This window comes from Peribacillus kribbensis DSM 17871, from assembly GCF_000430765.1.
GTDB classification, from domain to species: Bacteria; Bacillota; Bacilli; order Bacillales; family DSM-1321; genus Paraperibacillus; species Paraperibacillus kribbensis.
Map to the genome: position 1 here is coordinate 328,772 of NZ_KE387238.1, position 17,327 is coordinate 346,098.

Consider the following 17,327-nt stretch of genomic DNA (forward strand, 5'->3'; position numbering starts at 1 on the left):
TGAACACAAATAAAGAGCCTGTTTCACTTCAGAAACAGGCTCTCTTTCCTATTTTAATAGGCTGGGTCTTCATTATTCTCTCGATCAGCAAGATGATTTTGTATCTTCAGTTCATCTTTTTCTTTTTTCAATTCCTTGATTTCCCGCTTTAGTTCCCTATTTTTTGCCGCTCCTGCAGCCCCCATGATGAGCACTCCCATTAAAACAGAAACCAGGATCACTAAAATAAGCGGCCATTGCGAGGTTCCAAAAAGGTAATGGACCTCAACTCTGTTCACATTAATGACGGCAAAAATGGCAATGATTAGAGCGAAAACTACCGCTAATAGAAGGTTCCATTGCTTCATCCTTCGCCCTCCCTCCTATAAGGATGACATATTCTTTCCATACCCTGTAAATGAACTTGACTAAACCTCCGGCGCTATAGGGTGTTCAGTCACTCATTGTGAAGAAAAACAAGCTGATTCACTTCTTCCGCTACCCGTATACCCGATTCGATAGCCCCTTGTATCCAGCCAGGATAATTGGAGGTATGTTCACCTGCAAAAAGGACCCTGCCTTCTCTGCTTGCAATATACGGTCCCAGTGTGGTCTGCTGCAGTGGCTTATAAAAGGAAACCACTCCGGCTGAGTATGGATTCTGTCCCCAGCTGAAGCTTTTTCCAGCCATGAAATAACGGCTAAGATCTCTTCCATGAATGATGGATAAATTTTCAAGAGACTTATGTATTCGGTCTTTCTCGTCCAGACTGTCCCAGAACAGGGAGTCGTCTCCCCAGGTGTAGCTGGCCAATACGATTCCTGGTGTATTTGTGCCTATCCCTCTGCTTGGGTAATAGCTGAATCTCACCGGAAGATCTGTAATGCTTTGTCCTCCATATTGGCCATTTTCCTCCCAGAACCTCCGGCTGAATTGCAGGCCGATTTTCGTGCCCGTAATATAATGCAGTTCGTTGATGGCTCTCCATTTATGATATGAAAGCAGGGAGCGTGGATTCACATTTATAAAAGGAAATGCTGAAAATGGGACAGTAATGATCACCAGGTCACTTTTCGTTATGAATGTCTTGGCATTTTTTCCAGCGGTTGAACGAAGAACGATCTCATCATTGGACTGCGTCAATCCTTCTACCCTTTGGTTCAACATAATGATGGATTGTAATTCTTTTAAAAATGCATGGGGGAGCAGGTCGTTGCCCCCTGTGATTTCGTGCAAAACGAGTCCTGATTCCAATAAATAAAGCAGTTCCCTTAAAACGGCGGTAAAAGAAAGCTCCGGGAAGCCCTCCAACGCAAGGAGCACCTCGAGCATGTTGATTGCCCCATCTGAGAGGGACAATGCTGCCGGGTTGTATTTTAAAAAGGCTTCAAAGGAATAGCTGTCAAAGTCCCTTACAACCTTGGGCCAATTTTGGGCCGGATTCCTTGCAATGAATTCTGTAATTGGGCGAATGGCTGTCTGGAATAACTGCAGAGGAGAAATTTTTTGCTCTGCCTCCAGCAGGGGAAATCCTAAAATCCCTGGGGATTTAAGGACCTCTTTTAACCGGGCTGTTTTTCCGTTTACATATACGAGGTCATTGGGCGTTGTCCCAATAAAGCGGTTAATCTTTAAACCAAATTTTTCTATGTAAGCAAGCGTCATGAAATGTACGTCAGGAATCCTCATGGCTCCCATGTCCAAGTATTGCCCATTTTCAAAGGGCTTCCGGGCCGTATAAATTTTCCCTCCCACCCTGTCTGATGCTTCGAGGATCGTAACATGGTGTCCAGATGCCTTCAGCAGGGATCCGGCAACGAGTCCAGACATTCCTGCTCCAATGATGCTGATTTTTTTGGGAGAATTCGTATTGGGAAGACCGTGACGAATAAGGGAAAGCACCCTCTCCCGGGCTTCTTTTGTATAAATATCAAACATCAACCTGCTCCCAACTTTGTATTTATACAGTATATTAATAAGGGCAGGACAGTATGTAAAAATGTGGGATTCACCCTATATTCATCTTAGCCGCCGGCAGACAGTGAAGCACCCGCTAGCAAGGAGAAAGGGAGACTTTTGATAGCCCCCTAAACTTGTATGCGGTCTGCGTGAGTATAAATATTCATGGCTCCCTTTCTGATAAATCCTACAGCCGTGATTCCCAGCTCTTCTGCCAATTCGAGAGCCAAATCAGTTGGGGCCGATTTGGAAAGGACAATAGGACAGCCGATTTTTGCAACTTTCAAAAGGATTTCTGAAGAGATCCTCCCACTGAAGACAATAATTTTATCTCGTATGCTGATACTGTTTTTCAGGCAATATCCATATATTTTATCAAGAGCATTATGTCTTCCAATATCCATCCTGCTTACAACCATTCCATCCACATCGCAAAGTGCCGCATTATGGACGCCTCCTGTATTCTGAAAGGTGTGCGCACTATTCTGCATGTTATCCATCAAGCTGAAGCAGTCTTCCGGTGAAAGGGTTACATCTGCATCATGCATTTTTTTTGCAGTAAGAGCGTCATTGACAAAAACGAATCCCTGCCGGCTCATGCCGCAGCATGAGGTAATATATCGTTTGCCTGAAAACTTTTCATAATAAGGATTCACCTTGGCCAATTTCACATGGACAAAGCCTTCTTTTTCTTGGACCCATAAATCCTCAATATCGCTGTAGCTTTTAATGACTCCTTCTGAAGCGAGATATCCTATCACCATATCTTCTAAGTATTCCGGAGTACAGACCATGGTAACAAATTCTTCAGAGTTGATCTTAATGGTAACGGTATATTCAGATACAATCGTATCCTCTTTGTCCACGGCTCCCTTGCCGCGCTCATAGCGAATGATGTTCCGGGAAATCGACGTATCCTTCATAAAGCTCTCCTCTTTCTATCAGGGACAGATTCCCCATTCTAAAAAATTTCTTTCCTTACATTATATCCGTCATCTTAACGCTTAATAAGCAGATAGCACACCCTCGGGCGTGCTATCTGCTCGTGTCATTTACATTTCATGATTCGGATTTTGATGCTGGCGCTGATGTTCAGGAAGCCTTGTATTTCTTTCCAGAGAGGAAGTATCCTCGCCCATTCCTTTTAGGAAAGTTAATAGTAAAGTGATGGAACGGTTGATTTCGGGATCCTTCAAGGACCGCATTAAATCAAAGACGCCAGTCTTCTCATCGGTTACTTTTGCTTCTGCGACTCTTGCTATACCTGAATTCACCTTAACCAGGATCGGCTCCAGCTGTTTAACATTCAAGGTGCCGAGCACTCCCACCATCAGAAGCAGATTCTTCAGCATGTTGGCTGTTTCAGGAGTATCTGCCTTCTTAACCAGAACATCCATCACTTTGTCTCCCTGCCCAAAAAGGGCGGACATCATGGATAATACTCCACGGTCGTGCATATGATTCAGCGTTTTCAGAAGTTCAAGAAGGCTGTCTTTATTCTCGAGCAAGGCATTTTCAACCTCAAGGAGATCCTGGGACCTTTTTTGTTCTTCTGTAAATTCGATTTTATGGATGGATTTTATCGCTTTTGCCATAATGCTTCCGCTCCTTTTTCCGCCAGTTCACCCGGGAAAACATAATCCTTGCGTGCCCACTTTTTCTGGACCTGGACGCCAATCTGCGGCTGCGGATTTCCATTTCTATGGTTGATTCTAGGCAGCGGGCTCTTTCCTTCCTGCCGGAGAATCTCCATCTTCGCATTTGTTTCCTTATAGGCTGGAGTATCTGTATCTTTATCCGCTTCACTGCTGGTCAATAAGTTGATGGCCGCATCACCAGAATCATTCATAGGAAGATAGACTTCTTTTCCATGAACACGGTCCGTTACCACACACTCTACTTTTACGCTGCCAAACGGTGAAGTCAAGCGGACAAGAGTTCCATCCCGCAGGCCTCTTTCAGAAGCAAGCTCAGGTGAAACCTCCAGGAATACTTTTGGAGTTTTGGAGGAAATCCCCTTGGATTTATAGGTCATGTTCCCTTCATGGAAATGCTCCAGCAAACGGCCATTGTTTACATGAATGTCATATTCCTCAGCATACTGAAGCGGTACAGACCATTTAACCGGATACAGGTTCGCTTTTCCGTCCGGGAAATTGAAGCCGTCTTTGTATAAGACCGGAGTGTCCGTTCCATCTGGTGCAACCGGCCATTGGAGGCTCTTATACCCTTCAAGGCGGTCATACGTGACACCAGCGTATAACGGCATCAGCTTGGCAGCTTCCTCCATGATTTCTCCTGGATGCTCATAATTCCATCCAGCACCAAGGCGGTTTGCCACTGCCTGGATGATCTGCCAGTCAGGCTTGGAATCTCCCAGCGGCTCGAATACCTGATACAGACGCTGGATTCGTCTTTCTGTATTGGTGAAGGTGCCTTCTTTTTCAAAGCTTGGGCTTGCCGGAAGCACAACATCAGCGAATTCGGCAGTGCGGGATAAGAAAATATCCTGTACCACGAAGAAGTCAAGCTTTTCAAAAGCTGCCTGGACATGGTTGATATTGGAGTCCACTAGACCCATGTCCTCCCCTTTCAGGTACATGGCCTTTATGGTACCCGCGTGGATTCCCTCTACCATTTCATGGTTATTTAGTCCCGGCTTTTCTGGCAGCTGAGTCCCCCATGCTTTCTCATATTTCGCACGTACAGCAGGATCATCCACTCGTTCATAGCCAGGCATATTCGCAGGGGCACTTCCCATGTCGCTTGCGCCCTGTACGTTATTATGGCCGCGGAGCGGATAAGCTCCAGCACCTGGCTTGGCATGGTTCCCAGTCACCAATAGAAGATTAGAAATGGCTGTACTTGTATCTGAACCGCCTAGATGCTGGGTCACTCCCATCGCCCAAAGGATACAGGTTGATTTAGCTTCATAGATCATGGTTGCGATTTGGATCAGGGTCTCGCGGGAAATTCCGGTATGATCCTCTGCATACCCAAGAGTGAAGCCTTCCAGGCTCTTCACAAACTCTTCATAGCCATTTACTTTTTCCCTTATAAATTCTTCGTCCGCCCAGCCCATATCAATGATATATTTGGTTACAGCATTCAGCCACACAACATCTGACCCTGGCTTTGGACGGATAAATAAATCTGCACGATCTGCCATTTCGTGTTTCCTTAGATCCACTACAATGGTCTTCTGTCCGTGGAGCTTTTGTGCCCGTTTAATCCTTGTAGCAAGGACCGGATGGGCTTCAGAAGTATTTGTGCCCACCATAATGACAAGTCCGGACTGGGCAATATCCTTAATAGAACCTGAATCCCCCCCATATCCGACGGTTCGAAGCAAGCCGACGGTTGCAGGAGTCTGGCAGTAGCGGGAGCAGTTGTCCACGTTATTGGAACCGATGATGCCGCGTGCAAGCTTCTGCATTAAATACGATTCTTCGTTTGTACATTTGGAGGATGTGATAAAGCCCATGGATTCCGGGCCATGCTGCTCCTTGATTTCAGAAAACTTCTTCGCGATTAAAGTCAGTGCTTCTTCCCACTCAGCCTCACGGAAAGCATCCCCTTCCCGGATCAGCGGCTTTGTCAAGCGCTCTTCGCTATTCACAAAGCTCCAGCCGAATTTCCCTTTCACACAGGTGGAGATATTATTGGCAGGCCCTTGAATGGATGGCTCGACCTTCAGGATTTCCCTTTCTTTAGTCCATACATCAAAGCTGCAGCCTACACCACAATATGTGCAGACCGTTTTGGTTTTTTTGATCCGCTCATCACGCATGGCAGACTCCATATCGGAAATGGCTAAAATGGAGCCGTATCCAGTTTCGACTCCTTTTGTTATTTCAATCATGGGACGAAGAGTCTGCTTGGCAATGCCAGTCAAGAAGCCTGCTTCCCCTACCATGCCTTTTTCCATCATCGCGTTACAAGGACAGACTGTGGAACAGTGGCCGCATGAAACACAGGAAGATTCATTGATTGGAACATCATTATCCCAGATTACGCGCGGACGCTCTCTATCCCAGTCGATCCTAAGTGTTTCCGTTACCTGAACATCCTGGCATGCCTCTACGCAGCGTCCGCAGAGAATGCACTGATCCGGATCATATCTGTAGAAGGGATTTGAATTATCCTCTTCATAAGGCTTTTGGTCAAAAGGGATGCTTTGATGATTGATTTTCATCGCTTTAACGGTATTATGTATTTCACATCCACCGTTATTGTAATCACATACTGTGCAATAAAGTTCATGATTGTATAAAATCTTGTCCATTGCGATCGTCTGTGATTTCTTTACCAAAGGAGAGACCGTATCGATTTCATCTCCCTGCTTCAGCTTGGTTGAACAGGATCTGACAAGCTCTCCGTTAACTGAAACAATACAAGTATCACATGTTTCTATCGCTCCCATGGCAGGATGATAGCATACGTGAGGAATTTCAATAGAGCTGTCAGATAAAAATTGGAGGATTGTCTGGTCCTGCATCGTCTGCATTTCCACTCCATTTACTTTAATACTGATGGAATCTGGCAACCGGCTTCACCCTTTCTATTATAGCTATATAGTTTTTCGTTCACTTAAATTCCCTACCCAGTCCTTCTGATACTCAAACCTTTCAGGGGAAAAGTATCGATCTTTTCCCTTTGTGAAGATTATCTAATCCAGGATTTGAATGTTCGCAAGCGAGGCAAGATGCGTTTTAATTACTTTTTCTCCATATACTAATGAAACATACTTTTCTTTCGAAGAACCGGACTCCGATCCAGTACTTTTAGGCTCTATCCTTATAATTCCTGTCTCCCCCTGTTTGTCCCTGAATTTTTTGCCATTCAGGGCACTGCCAAGGCTTTCTTCAATTCCAGAAAGGACTGAGGCAACCTCCTGCAGCTGCGTTCTTAAATGAAACATATTATCATGAAGATTTATATAGCGGCGCATTAAACTCTCATAGTTATCCATTCGGTTCCTCCTTAATGCCTACACCTCTATATTTCTGTACCCCGTGATCTGCTAAAAAAAACTACCTGGTGTTGTGTGAACATCTTTTAAAGTAAAATATTTTCTGCCCCATCACTAAATTCCTTTTGAATAACCGATACTTTTACTAACTAAACCTGCAGCTGCGGTTTCGAGTCATAACCCAGTGTGTCTCGCGGAGAAGCCCGGGTAATGCTTGGTGAAAAATACTCGAAAGTTACTTTATACTAACCTGTAATGTATACTTTTAGAATCGGGACTTAAAAGCCGAGCATTAGACAGCTGCCGAAGCGGCATAAGGATCCAAAAAAGCAAAGGATTCATCATTTTGCAGGGGGTCTTCGCCGGAAAGAACTGATGACTAAGGGAGGAACCAGATGTTTACGACGATACCGCCTAAGGGAGATTTCTTCCCTTTTGATAATGAAGAAGAGTACATAAGAAAAGTCAAAGAATGGGGACTGATTTCTGCTTCAGCAAAATCACCTAAAAAAGAGTTTTTATACAAGCGGCAGGGCTCTGTCTATACGGTTGCGATTGAGGGGTATCAGACGAGCGGAAGCCATGAAACAGCCGTCGTATCCTTTGCCAATGATGTGCTGCACTGTGTTCATCCTGCTTATCTTAAGGAGATGCAAAGCGGTTCATTTGGTAAAGAAGTGCTTTTTGTGTTAGATGAACAGGAAGCAGCGGAGTCAGGCGGACCTGAACCAGTGAAAGAGGGAAAGGCTGCAAAAAGTCCGAAGAAGAAGGAAGCAAAGCCAAAGAAAAAGCAGCTCCCTGCCATAGAACTTCCGGCTGAAAAGGTATCCTTTACTGCTGCGATACAAGAATTTTCCACCAAATATAACCACTTTAACGAAACAGAAGAAGAAATCATTATTTTCAAAGATGTAATCATCACGGGGGATTCCCCCGTTGAAGTTGGTGAAGCCTGGTGCGGATACAGCAAGACTCTGAAGAAATTGGAGCTCGGGCCGGAAGATCAGCTTACCTTTGACGGCAAGATTGTGGATCGGAAGCTAAACAAAGACATACGGTATAAAATCAACAATCCATCAAAGTTACAGGTTGAAAAAGCGTAAATCTCATGGTTCTCGATTATGTGTAAATTACACCCATCTGAGCCCGGGAAGGGATAAACCGGGTACATCTACGCATCTTATACTTAGGAGGTGATTGGGATGAATCAATCAAATGGACAAAATCAGGATAATGAGCAGCATGGATTCATGGGAATGCTCTCCCAAGCCGCAAATTCCGTGGTAGAAACCGTAAAAAACCTGACTGGCAATGAGGAGAAAAGCCAGCACAGCCAGGGACCGGGAAATCAGGAGAATAACTACCAAAACAACCATCATAAAAAGAATAAACATCAGCACTAAAGAAAACGCCAAGATTTTGGCGTTTTTTATTTTGGTCAAGATGGTGTCATGAATCATAAAAGCCTGGATTATACTAGTACAAACCCGATTAAAAAAAGTGTATTTGGGCAACATGAGGACAGGCTTAATAAAAGGAGGCTGCAAATGATTGATGAGGAAGAGCGTCTTATTTTTTTCAAGGAAATTGAACTTCTTTTACATGAATATAAAAACTGCAGGGATGGAGACATCCAAAAATCCATCTGCAGCGATATCCTATTGATATGTGGTGCGCTAGCAGAGGAATAGAGTATGAGTGTTACAACCCTCGGGTTATTCAGCCCTTTTTTTATATCCATACTGGTTTAAAAGAAAGGTAAAGGATAATCCGCCCCAGCATGTAAAAGAAAAAAAGAGAAACATATCGTTCCTCTTTTTAGACTTGCAGGTTAAAGATCCGATTCACTTAATCCAGGTCTTTCTTATGTTTGCCCCTGACAAAACGGTACGCCAAAAAGGCAATATACAGCGGAGTAGCTATATAAATTAAGTATGGCGATTGATTATACGTTCCCTTGTACAGCAAAAAAAGCAGGCTCCCAAGAAACAGGGTGATGATTGTTCCATATTTAGGAAGCGGAACTTCCTTTAAGCTTGGAATTCTCAGCTTGCTCACCATTAAAAAGGACAATGCGGTAAAGATGACAGTTGTGACGATATTGGGGATCTTGTCTCCAAATAAAGTAAGAAGCGCCAGAATTCCTCCCGCAGCTGTTATTGGCACACCGACAAAATAATTTATGGATGATTTCCCTGTACCAATATTAAACCGGGCAAGACGGTATGCCCCAAACAATGGGAACAGCCCTGCAATAGCCAATCCTAATAATCCAAATTGATGAAAGTATGTGTAATAGACAAGAAAAGAAGGAGCAATTCCAAAGGTAACAATATCGGCCAGTGAATCCAGTTCCTTTCCCAGTGCGCTGTCGGCCTTCAGCATCCTGGCCACTCTGCCATCCATGCTGTCAAGCATCATGCCTATCAACACGAGAACTGCGGCGTCTTTAAATTTCCCGTTTGCCGCAAATCCGACAGATAAAAAACCGCAGAATAAATTTCCCAATGTAAACATATTGGGAATGCTTTTGGTAATCCTCACGTAAAGACTTCACTCTCCCTTAACTTTCAGGTTAACCTGTTTGTACTCATTTTCTTCCCTACCTTACTATATCACTTATAAAGAGGGTTCGTTTACTACTATAGCAATTTTTTTGTTTTTCCTTCTGCCGGCAGAAGGATTTTTCTTGTAATTGTCCACACTCTTATCTATCAATCTTCATAGTATAAAGTATGTTTCATAGAATTGCACGAAGAAGATATGGAGAAGATTGTAAAAAATTCTGAGCAGCGTGAAGCAGAGTTGATCAGACTTTTAAATATGTTTGAGGATAAGTATGACATACTCACTTTTAAGGCAGAGGAAATCCTGAAAAAACTAACCGGTTGATCACTAAAAACAATATGAATTTGATCCATTATTTTCATTTCTATGATAGCAGGATAAAGGTGGAATTCTATTATAAATAGGTGCATGTCCTCACAAAAAATGTCTAAGGTCATACCTTAATGTATAGGGAATTCCTTAAATCCACCAAGGTGGTGAACATTAAGGGCTGTTTCGGAGGATATGGATACTACGGCGGAGCTGGTTATGGAGGCGGCGGTTATGGAAGCACATTTGCCCTGATCGTTGTACTTTTCATTCTTTTAATCATCATTGGCGCAGTGTATTCATACTAAAGGATTGTGAACTGCAGCTCATAAGGGAGGTGACATAAATGGGTGGAAACGGCTATGGTTACGGTGCAGGTTTTGCACTAATCGTTGTATTGTTCATTCTTCTAATCATTGTTGGCGCAGCATTTGTTGGATACTAATATCTCTAAATGATTAGGAGATAAGGGCAGATTTTTTAATCTGTCCTTTGCTTTTTTATATCAAGCAAATAAAGCCTGTGAAGAAAACATCACAGGCTTTATTCACATAAAATTATTCTTCAAGATGATAAGGGACCGTAGTGACAATCACATCCCTGCGATATAAAAGAAAAGCTCTTATCAGCAGACTTGATTGATTGTGAAGGATATTGTGCCAGCTCTTTTTGGGAATAAACTGCGGTATGAGAACCGTCACTCGATAATTCGATTCATTGGCCTTTTTTTCGACCGTGGCAATGAATTTTGTAAGCGGCTGTATGATGCTGCGATAATATGAATTCAGCGTGACAAGCCTGATTCCAGGCTGCCATTTATTCCACTTATCTTCGAACTTTTTTTCATCCTCACGTTCAAACGAGACGTATACAGCAATAATCTGGTCTGCTGATAACGACTTGGCGTAATTCAGCGAATTTTCCACAACATGCGTGATTCCTGCCACAGGGATGATAATGACATTCCCCTCTATTGGAGGGACCGGTTTATTTGAAGCGATTCTTAGCTGTTTGCCAACAGCATCATAATGCCTCCTGATCCTATGGAAAATGATCACGAGCACCGGTAAAAAGATTAAAACCGGCCAAACCTGGCCAAACTTGGTGATAAAGAAAATCATCATGACCGTAAAACTTATTATAGCACCTACAGCATTAATAATTAATTTACCCAGCCAGCCCTTCGGTTTTTCTTTGATCCATTTCACCAGCATACCGCTCTGCGACAAAGTAAAGGGAATGAAGACCCCTACAGCATATAAAGGAATGAGCTGTTCAGTCTTCCCTTTAAAGATGACAATCAGCAGGATGGAAGTCAGTCCAAGGGTAAGGATGCCGTTTGAGTACCCCAGCCGGTCCCCTCTGATGGTAAACATTCTAGGAATATACTTATCTGCTGCCAGATTAAAGGCCAGCAGCGGAAAAGCTGAATATCCTGTGTTTGCCGCTAATACTAGAATTAAGGCTGTTGTTGCCTGAATGAAATAATAGATAACATTCCGTCCAAAGGTCGCTGATGCGATTTGTGAGACAACCGTTTCTTTTTCTGCCGGCTGTATGCCATAATAGTAGGCCAGAAAGACGATCCCACAAAACAGAATGGCAAGGAGCAGCCCCATAGCTGTCAGCGTTTTTGCTGCATTTTTAGGTGCAGGACTTTTAAAATTGGGAATGGCGTTTGATATTGCTTCCACTCCAGTCAAGGCAGAACTGCCTGAGGCGAATGCCCTTAAGAGGAAAAACAATGAAACCCCTGCTACAGGCGTACCCAATGGTGTATGCAGATTGGATGAAACATCACCTGTCAAGATTTTATATACGCCTACTCCGAGAAGTATGAATAATGCCAGAACGAACAGGTAGACAGGATAAGCCAAAATAGAAGCAGACTCCGTGATTCCTCTTAAATTCAATATCGTAATTAAAACAACCAGTATACTTGCTATCAATACATTATGTGTATGAAGCTGGGGTATTGCGGATGTAATTGCATCTGTACCAGCGGATACACTTACTGCAACCGTTAAAATATAATCGACAAGCAAGGATCCTCCTGCAAGCAGCCCAGGATTTACACCAAGGTTTTCCATGGATACTACATAGGCTCCCCCTCCCTGTGGGTAAGCATGGATAATCTGCCTGTAGGAAAGGATCAATGCCGTCAGCAATACCAGTACTCCAGCAGCTATCGGTATAGAATACCAAAAAGCCATCGCGCCTGCCGTGATCAATACAATTAAAATCTGTTCTGGCGCATATGCCACCGACGAAAGAGCATCGGAAGACAATATCGCTAATGCCTTGGTTTTACTAAGCTTTTGTTCCCCCACCTCAGTGGATTTAAGGGGACGGCCAATTAAGAATCTTTTAACCGCAGAAAACATTGCTGCACCTACCAATACCAAAAATTATTCGGGCTAATTTTGCCGGCCTGCATTTCCACGGAAAGCCAGGCGGTTTTCTTCCATTTCAATAACGAAAAACATTCTACGAATCAGCCATAAAACTGGTGATCTTAGCTTAAAAAACAAAAAAGGTCCACTCAGGCAAAACGAATAAGCCTGTGGACCTGTATATTTTAAGCCTCACCAGCTTCACCTTCCTCTCTATGAACGCCTGCGGGGTTAGCTGTCGGGTTCGGGCCAAAGAGTAGCCCTTCCTAACTAATAATCAGGATTCACCCCAAGTGGCAGTGCCACGCAACATTGGGTTCCCCGCTCCATAAGGATTAAGCGATAACGAAATATGAAACTGTTGATTATCTTACTCCTAAGAATTGCACTTGTAAATAAGGAATATAAATTTTTTTAAAAAATTTACAATTCCATATCGTTCCAATTCCCAGGAAGCGGAGTTTTTACAATGTATTGGTAAAGCGCGTCCCAACCCTTCGATCTTATAAAACCTGCATACAGCCAATCAGGCAGATCAAGCACCTCGGCTGACGAAGGCAGTTCCACTATCCTTGCGTCTTCTTTAATAAGTCCAGGTACAATTCCCCTCAATTCCTCCTCTCCCCCCTTCATCCAGCACAAATAGGCCTGTATGAAAGCGGATTTGCATCAATCGGCAAACCTGCCAGTGTAACATCCTCCAGGCCTTATAAAGCTTATCTGGGCTATTCCACTTTTTTAAATCCAATCTCAGATAAAGCCTGCCTCATATTTGCCCTGGTATTGATATGACTGAAATCCACTCCGAGACCAACAATTGTCTGAGCAATTTCAGGACGTATTCCTGTCAAATATGCTTTGACTCCTGTCAAATTCAGGGCGCTTATAATTTGGAAAATCTGATTGGCGACCATTGTATCAATAATGGGCACTCCCGAAACATCTAAAATTACATCAGTGAGGTTCAGACGTGCACTTTCATTTAGAGATACTTCCATAATCAGCATCGCCCTTTGGGTGTCAATGGACCCGACAATTGGTATGATGGCTACTCCGTCTGTTACAGGAACAACCGGAACAGACAGCTCCTCAAGGGCTGAATAAGCATTGTTCATTAAATTGGTATTATGCCTTTCATAGACTTCACTCATGACTCTCCCTATCCTGTCCAGCAGGGGGTCAATCGTCTTTGAAACATCCAGGATGGTAATGGCGGCAAATTGCCTTTCTGCCAGCTCCTTTGTAAATACTTCCCATACCACTGTACGGTAGCTTGAAATGACCCGCAGAGAATCACTTATGGAAAGTCCAGAGTGAAGAGCAATTTCCGCAGCTTGATTACTCCATTCATCCACCTTCTCAATAAGATTCTCCATATCATCAGTGAACAAGGAAATGCCAAATAATTCAAAGATCTTTTTTCGGTATTCCACATGTATAGCAGAAGAGAGTATATCATCTTTTTCTCTTTCAAGCTCAGATAGATTCTTCCCACCGACGGTCATGGATAATTGATATGCATTTTCTATAATTTTTTCACCGATATATTTGAGTTCTTGTTTCATTTAAGAAAATGATTCCCCTTTAGCCCTTTTTTACGCAGGTACAGCATCCTACAAATTTGGTTTTATTTTATCATAGAATATATTTAGGTTACCAAACATATCTAATTCTGATTCCCAAAGAAATTACGATATCCATTTTAAGACTGTAACTTTTGTGCCTTTTCCCGGAGTTGAATCAATATCAAATTCATCCATCATATTTTTGACTCCAGGGAGCCCAGCCCCAAGACCGCCGGATGTGGAATAGCCCTTTTCAAGCGCTTTATTAACCATTGATATCCCCGGCCCATGGTCCTCAGCTGTAAGCCTCACTCCTCTTTTCCCGGCTGGTTCTTCTATTATTTCTAAAGTCAGCCTGCCGTTTCCTGCATATAAATAAATATTTCGGGCCAGTTCAGAAATAGCCGAGAGTACTCGTGCCTGATCTATCGCACCTGCATTCATGTCCCGCAGCCTATTTCTTCCGCCAGTCCGTGCCTTCATAATATCTTTTTCGGCATTAATATCTATTACCAACGATTTCTCCATTTCAATTCACTCATTTATTGGAAAATAAATTTTTTTTGCAAACCATTAGTAATGACATCAGCATACATTCCTATACCTGTTATCTTGGCTAAAAAAATAAAAAAAGCCAAAAAGAAGAAAGAATCTCCTTTTTGGCTTTTGTCTAGTTCTATTGCCCAGCTCAATTTGCCTTTATTTAAGAAATGAATCAGAATATTTATCTTTTATATGAACTACTTCTAATAGAACTAAGCTTACAATACTTAGATTCCTTTTTGATCATATCATACTTTGCCTCTATGTCGAAAATAAACCAAAGAAAAATCAGATATTTTTTGGGGGAAGCACCGTTCTCCGCTTTTTTATTAAAATCCAGCTCCAAGCTGAGACCCTCGAGTCATAAGCCAATCCGGCTATGAGGAGAAAACCGCTCCTCACATCCGGCTCGTCTTATGCTTGTCGGGTCTCTGCCTTCCAACTAGTAGAGCATTTATTAATTTGAGTCCGTTACATCTCATTTTAAATACGTTTCATTAGGAAGGCACCGCTTTCCACTTTATATTTAATCCAGCTCCGAACTGCCGCCTTCGGTCATAAGTCAATCAGTCCATGGGAAGGAAAACCGCTTCCCATAGCCTACTCGCCTTATGCCTGTCAGGCGGCTGCTTTTCAATGAGTTTTATTCTTAGACTTGTCTCTTTTTCATTCTGCTTCATTTTATCTTTGTGTGAAAAGCACCGTTCTCCGCTTTATAAAATAAAAACAGACTCTTTTCAGAGTCTGTTTGTTTTTTGGTTGGATTATAGTTTTTGTACGTTGGTTGCTTGGGGTCCGCGCTGGCCTTGTTCTACGTCAAATTCTACTTCTTGGCCTTCATCTAGAGATTTGTAGCCCTCTCCTTGAATAGCTGAGAAATGTACAAATACATCTTCTCCGCCTTCTCTTTCAATAAAGCCAAATCCTTTTTCTGCATTAAACCATTTTACTTTACCACGTTCCATTTTGTTGCCTCCTAGCATGTTACTGAGAAAATTTGCAATTTGCTTTGCGTATATATTATACCCAGCATTTTTAGAGTTAAAACATAAAACATTCAGTATTTGAAAATTTTCTATGATATACCTTATTTTTGCTTAGTAAATCATCTAATTAAAGGTTCTTATTCCTTTATGGAGCATAAGGATCCCGGAAACTGCCATGATGATTAAACTGAAAATTAGTAACGTCAATATTTCACCAGCTGATTCGGCTATCCATCCTGTAATAAGATATCCTAATGGAAGGAGGGCGAAAGAGCCCAGCATATCTAGGCTGGCTACCCGGCCAAACTTTTCTTCTGGCACAAGCTCCTGGAGGCTTGTTTCCCAAATAAGGCCGAAAAGCATGATTCCAGCTCCGTTTACGAATAAACAGACGATGAGAAGAATCAGATGAGAGACAAAGGGGGCTGCTAAAAAGGCCGCTCCGCTGATGAAGACCCCTGCATAAGCAAGAAGTCCCCTCTTCTCCCACTTCTTTTTCATTCCGAAAATAATTCCGCATATAATGGCCCCGGCACCAGAGGCCGATAAAAGAGTTCCGTATACCACTGGATCGTATTTATAATGAATGTTCACAAGCCAGGGAATCAATACTCTAATAATACCCCCAGAAAAAATGTTGATGACTGAAAAAGCAATAATTGTGAGCCACAGCCAATCCTGCTGCTTAAGGACCTCGATTCCCTCTAAAAAATCCTTTTTTATTGAAAATTTATTCCCTGACGCAGCTGAAGCCTGCTTAAATGTAAGAGATCTCATACTGCATAAAATTAAGAAGGAAATCAGGTAGGTCGCTGCATCAATCCCAAAGCCCCATGCAGATGATACAGCCGAAATCAACACTCCACCAGCAATCGGACCAAAAATTCTCAATGCCTGGATGCTGGTCTGAGTCAAAGAATTTGCCGCGTTACGGATATCCTCGGTAAACACCCTGGCTCTTACCGATGAATAAGCCGGCTGGAAAAAACTATCCATTGCCCCCATTAGAAGCATGAATAGATATAAGGACAGCATATTTACCTTATCAGCAACAATCAATGCACATAAAGCTCCCATTAACACAAAGCGGATGGCATCCATAGTCAGCATGATATGTACTTTATTCCTTTTGTCCACCAGCACCCCTGAAAATGGAAGGATGATTACAAAGGGAAGCATATATAAAGCCATGACTGTTCCCATAGCTGCAGTGGATCCGGAAATGTTAAGAACCAGAATGGGAAGGATGACATTTGTAATGGAACTTCCAAATAAGGAAAAAATCTGGCCAAAATAGAGAGCTGTAAAATACTTCGATTTTTTAAATGGCTCGAACAGTGCTGTTGATCTGACTGAGCCACGGGTTTCGAGCGAACTCATTATGTATCCTCCCCCGACAATATATCTAAATATTACCACTAATCTCCTTTTTATGGATTTATTTGTTAAAAAAGTATGAAAAATATTTTTTTGGTAAAAGATGTTGTAAAAAGGAGGAAGTAAAAATGAGAGCTGTATTTATATTACTTATGAAATTTATTGTCAGTCTGGCTGCATTTTATATTGGCCTGGATTTGTTTTTTGATGCTTCTGTTGCAGATATCGCTTCTTTCAGTGCAGCTGCGGCATTATTGACATATGTTTTAGGAGACATGATCGCTATTCCCCGTCTGGGAAGGTCACAGGCCCTTGTGATCGACTTTACCCTTGTCTACCTTTCTGTATGGATTTTTGGGAGTATCTTGCTGGATGATTACGGGCAAATTGGCTGGGGAAGCATTCTATCCGCGGGTGTGTTTACTCTTGCTGAAGCCGTTCTGCATCGATTTGCATTTAGAGATCCAGAGGCAGGGATGAATGGCACGAAAACCCGCACCATTAATCCGAAGCTTGCCTACTCTACAGAGATGGCAGAGGAACCTGCGGGAAAAGATAAATAATTCGAACATTCACTAGTGTGAATGTTTTTTTTTGCCCTTTTTATGGCGGGCATAAAACACCAGGAAAATAAGCAATATAAAAAAGCAAGAGTAAACTGCTGTTAACGCACGG

Annotated in this window: 19 protein-coding genes and 1 riboswitch; of the genes, 6 read left to right on the forward strand and 13 right to left on the reverse strand. The window is 42.7% G+C overall.

What is annotated here, in order from left to right:
* Positions 1–53 precede the first annotated feature (53 nt).
* The 6 genes from H539_RS0115370 to H539_RS0115395 form a co-directional block, all read right to left on the reverse strand.
* A complete protein-coding gene (locus tag H539_RS0115370; protein WP_026694257.1) occupies positions 54–347 on the reverse strand; it encodes a LapA family protein in 294 nt (97 codons plus the stop codon).
* A gap of 89 nt (positions 348–436) precedes the next feature.
* Positions 437–1,918 (reverse strand): flavin monoamine oxidase family protein, encoded by a 1,482-nt coding sequence (locus tag H539_RS0115375; protein ID WP_026694258.1) that lies wholly within the window; start codon positions 1,916–1,918, stop codon positions 437–439.
* 149 nt (positions 1,919–2,067) lie between these two features.
* Positions 2,068–2,862 carry a formate dehydrogenase accessory sulfurtransferase FdhD gene (fdhD, locus tag H539_RS0115380; protein ID WP_026694259.1) on the reverse strand — a complete coding sequence of 265 codons (795 nt, stop codon included), beginning with the start codon at positions 2,860–2,862 and terminating at the stop codon, positions 2,068–2,070.
* Between the two features lie 129 nt (positions 2,863–2,991).
* Positions 2,992–3,534, reverse strand: a complete 543-nt coding sequence (locus H539_RS0115385; protein WP_026694260.1) for a helical membrane plugin domain-containing protein — start codon at positions 3,532–3,534, stop codon at positions 2,992–2,994.
* Positions 3,519–6,446 (reverse strand): formate dehydrogenase subunit alpha, encoded by a 2,928-nt coding sequence (gene fdhF / locus H539_RS0115390; protein WP_051348634.1) that lies wholly within the window; start codon positions 6,444–6,446, stop codon positions 3,519–3,521. Before fdhF ends, H539_RS0115385 begins: the two co-directional genes overlap by 16 nt.
* Positions 6,447–6,608: 162 nt before the next feature.
* Positions 6,609–6,911 (reverse strand): hypothetical protein, encoded by a 303-nt coding sequence (locus H539_RS0115395; RefSeq protein WP_026694262.1) that lies wholly within the window; start codon positions 6,909–6,911, stop codon positions 6,609–6,611.
* A gap of 395 nt (positions 6,912–7,306) precedes the next feature.
* Between H539_RS0115395 and H539_RS28720 the strand changes: the two genes are divergently transcribed.
* From H539_RS28720 to H539_RS31610, 3 genes are all read left to right on the forward strand, one after another.
* Entirely contained in the window at positions 7,307–8,014 is a 708-nt protein-coding gene (locus tag H539_RS28720; protein WP_035322706.1) for a hypothetical protein, read from the forward strand.
* A gap of 99 nt (positions 8,015–8,113) precedes the next feature.
* The gene (locus H539_RS0115405; protein ID WP_026694263.1) at positions 8,114–8,314 is read left to right on the forward strand and encodes a hypothetical protein; all 201 of its coding nucleotides are present in this window, start codon (positions 8,114–8,116) and stop codon (positions 8,312–8,314) included.
* Positions 8,315–8,458: 144 nt separating this feature from the next.
* On the forward strand, positions 8,459–8,602 hold the full coding sequence (locus H539_RS31610; RefSeq protein ID WP_155890084.1) for a hypothetical protein: 144 nt from the start codon (positions 8,459–8,461) through the stop codon (positions 8,600–8,602).
* 157 nt (positions 8,603–8,759) lie between these two features.
* Here the strand turns inward: H539_RS31610 and pssA are convergent, their stop codons facing one another.
* The gene (gene pssA / locus H539_RS0115420) at positions 8,760–9,455 is read right to left on the reverse strand and encodes a CDP-diacylglycerol--serine O-phosphatidyltransferase (protein WP_026694264.1); all 696 of its coding nucleotides are present in this window, start codon (positions 9,453–9,455) and stop codon (positions 8,760–8,762) included.
* A gap of 467 nt (positions 9,456–9,922) precedes the next feature.
* On the opposite strand from pssA, the gene H539_RS30860 reads away from it, so the two are divergent.
* Together H539_RS30860 and H539_RS30865 are read left to right on the forward strand one after the other, a co-directional pair.
* The gene (locus tag H539_RS30860) at positions 9,923–10,096 is read left to right on the forward strand and encodes a YjcZ family sporulation protein (RefSeq protein ID WP_081415901.1); all 174 of its coding nucleotides are present in this window, start codon (positions 9,923–9,925) and stop codon (positions 10,094–10,096) included.
* A 38-nt stretch (positions 10,097–10,134) separates the two neighbouring features.
* Complete coding sequence (locus tag H539_RS30865; RefSeq protein WP_081415902.1) at positions 10,135–10,233, forward strand: YjcZ family sporulation protein; 99 nt, start codon at positions 10,135–10,137, stop codon at positions 10,231–10,233.
* Between the two features lie 112 nt (positions 10,234–10,345).
* On the opposite strand, the gene H539_RS0115440 is transcribed toward H539_RS30865, so the two are convergent.
* The 6 genes from H539_RS0115440 to H539_RS0115470 all read right to left on the reverse strand — a co-directional run bounded on the left by H539_RS0115440 (position 10,346) and on the right by H539_RS0115470 (position 16,655).
* Positions 10,346–12,172, reverse strand: a complete 1,827-nt coding sequence (locus H539_RS0115440) for an APC family permease (protein WP_026694265.1) — start codon at positions 12,170–12,172, stop codon at positions 10,346–10,348.
* A 213-nt stretch (positions 12,173–12,385) separates the two neighbouring features.
* A riboswitch (cyclic di-AMP (ydaO/yuaA leader) is annotated at positions 12,386–12,533 on the reverse strand.
* 71 nt (positions 12,534–12,604) lie between these two features.
* The gene (locus H539_RS0115445) at positions 12,605–12,793 is read right to left on the reverse strand and encodes a nucleotidyltransferase family protein (protein ID WP_026694266.1); all 189 of its coding nucleotides are present in this window, start codon (positions 12,791–12,793) and stop codon (positions 12,605–12,607) included.
* Between the two features lie 113 nt (positions 12,794–12,906).
* Positions 12,907–13,746: an STAS domain-containing protein gene (locus H539_RS0115450; protein WP_026694267.1), complete on the reverse strand. Its 840-nt coding sequence runs from the start codon at positions 13,744–13,746 to the stop codon at positions 12,907–12,909.
* Positions 13,747–13,869: 123 nt separating this feature from the next.
* Positions 13,870–14,274 (reverse strand): anti-sigma regulatory factor, encoded by a 405-nt coding sequence (locus tag H539_RS0115455; protein WP_026694268.1) that lies wholly within the window; start codon positions 14,272–14,274, stop codon positions 13,870–13,872.
* Positions 14,275–15,053: 779 nt separating this feature from the next.
* Positions 15,054–15,254: a cold-shock protein gene (locus tag H539_RS0115465; protein ID WP_026694269.1), complete on the reverse strand. Its 201-nt coding sequence runs from the start codon at positions 15,252–15,254 to the stop codon at positions 15,054–15,056.
* 144 nt (positions 15,255–15,398) lie between these two features.
* Positions 15,399–16,655, reverse strand: coding sequence for an MFS transporter (locus tag H539_RS0115470; RefSeq protein WP_035322708.1), 1,257 nt, complete (start codon positions 16,653–16,655; stop codon positions 15,399–15,401).
* Between the two features lie 125 nt (positions 16,656–16,780).
* Between H539_RS0115470 and H539_RS0115475 the strand changes: the two genes are divergently transcribed.
* Positions 16,781–17,215, forward strand: coding sequence for a DUF2512 family protein (locus H539_RS0115475; protein ID WP_026694271.1), 435 nt, complete (start codon positions 16,781–16,783; stop codon positions 17,213–17,215).
* The last annotated feature ends 112 nt before the right edge of the window (positions 17,216–17,327 follow it).

What these genes read in the sequence shown, in the direction of transcription:
- H539_RS30860 (WP_081415901.1), top strand. Translation starts at nt 9,923, where the DNA reads ATGTATAGGGAATTCCTTAAATCCACCAAGGTGGTGAACATTAAGGGC.
- H539_RS31610 (WP_155890084.1), top strand. Translation starts at nt 8,459, where the DNA reads ATGATTGATGAGGAAGAGCGTCTTATTTTTTTCAAGGAAATTGAACTT.
- H539_RS0115470 (WP_035322708.1), bottom strand. Translation starts at nt 16,655, where the DNA reads ATGAGTTCGCTCGAAACCCGTGGCTCAGTCAGATCAACAGCACTGTTC.
- H539_RS30865 (WP_081415902.1), top strand. Translation starts at nt 10,135, where the DNA reads ATGGGTGGAAACGGCTATGGTTACGGTGCAGGTTTTGCACTAATCGTT.
- H539_RS0115475 (WP_026694271.1), top strand. Translation starts at nt 16,781, where the DNA reads ATGAGAGCTGTATTTATATTACTTATGAAATTTATTGTCAGTCTGGCT.
- H539_RS0115385 (WP_026694260.1), bottom strand. Translation starts at nt 3,534, where the DNA reads ATGGCAAAAGCGATAAAATCCATCCATAAAATCGAATTTACAGAAGAA.
- fdhD (WP_026694259.1), bottom strand. Translation starts at nt 2,862, where the DNA reads ATGAAGGATACGTCGATTTCCCGGAACATCATTCGCTATGAGCGCGGC.
- H539_RS0115465 (WP_026694269.1), bottom strand. Translation starts at nt 15,254, where the DNA reads ATGGAACGTGGTAAAGTAAAATGGTTTAATGCAGAAAAAGGATTTGGC.
- H539_RS0115440 (WP_026694265.1), bottom strand. Translation starts at nt 12,172, where the DNA reads ATGTTTTCTGCGGTTAAAAGATTCTTAATTGGCCGTCCCCTTAAATCC.
- H539_RS28720 (WP_035322706.1), top strand. Translation starts at nt 7,307, where the DNA reads ATGTTTACGACGATACCGCCTAAGGGAGATTTCTTCCCTTTTGATAAT.
- H539_RS0115395 (WP_026694262.1), bottom strand. Translation starts at nt 6,911, where the DNA reads ATGGATAACTATGAGAGTTTAATGCGCCGCTATATAAATCTTCATGAT.
- H539_RS0115370 (WP_026694257.1), bottom strand. Translation starts at nt 347, where the DNA reads ATGAAGCAATGGAACCTTCTATTAGCGGTAGTTTTCGCTCTAATCATT.
- H539_RS0115450 (WP_026694267.1), bottom strand. Translation starts at nt 13,746, where the DNA reads ATGAAACAAGAACTCAAATATATCGGTGAAAAAATTATAGAAAATGCA.
- fdhF (WP_051348634.1), bottom strand. Translation starts at nt 6,446, where the DNA reads ATGCAGACGATGCAGGACCAGACAATCCTCCAATTTTTATCTGACAGC.
- H539_RS0115405 (WP_026694263.1), top strand. Translation starts at nt 8,114, where the DNA reads ATGAATCAATCAAATGGACAAAATCAGGATAATGAGCAGCATGGATTC.
- H539_RS0115455 (WP_026694268.1), bottom strand. Translation starts at nt 14,274, where the DNA reads ATGGAGAAATCGTTGGTAATAGATATTAATGCCGAAAAAGATATTATG.
- H539_RS0115375 (WP_026694258.1), bottom strand. Translation starts at nt 1,918, where the DNA reads ATGTTTGATATTTATACAAAAGAAGCCCGGGAGAGGGTGCTTTCCCTT.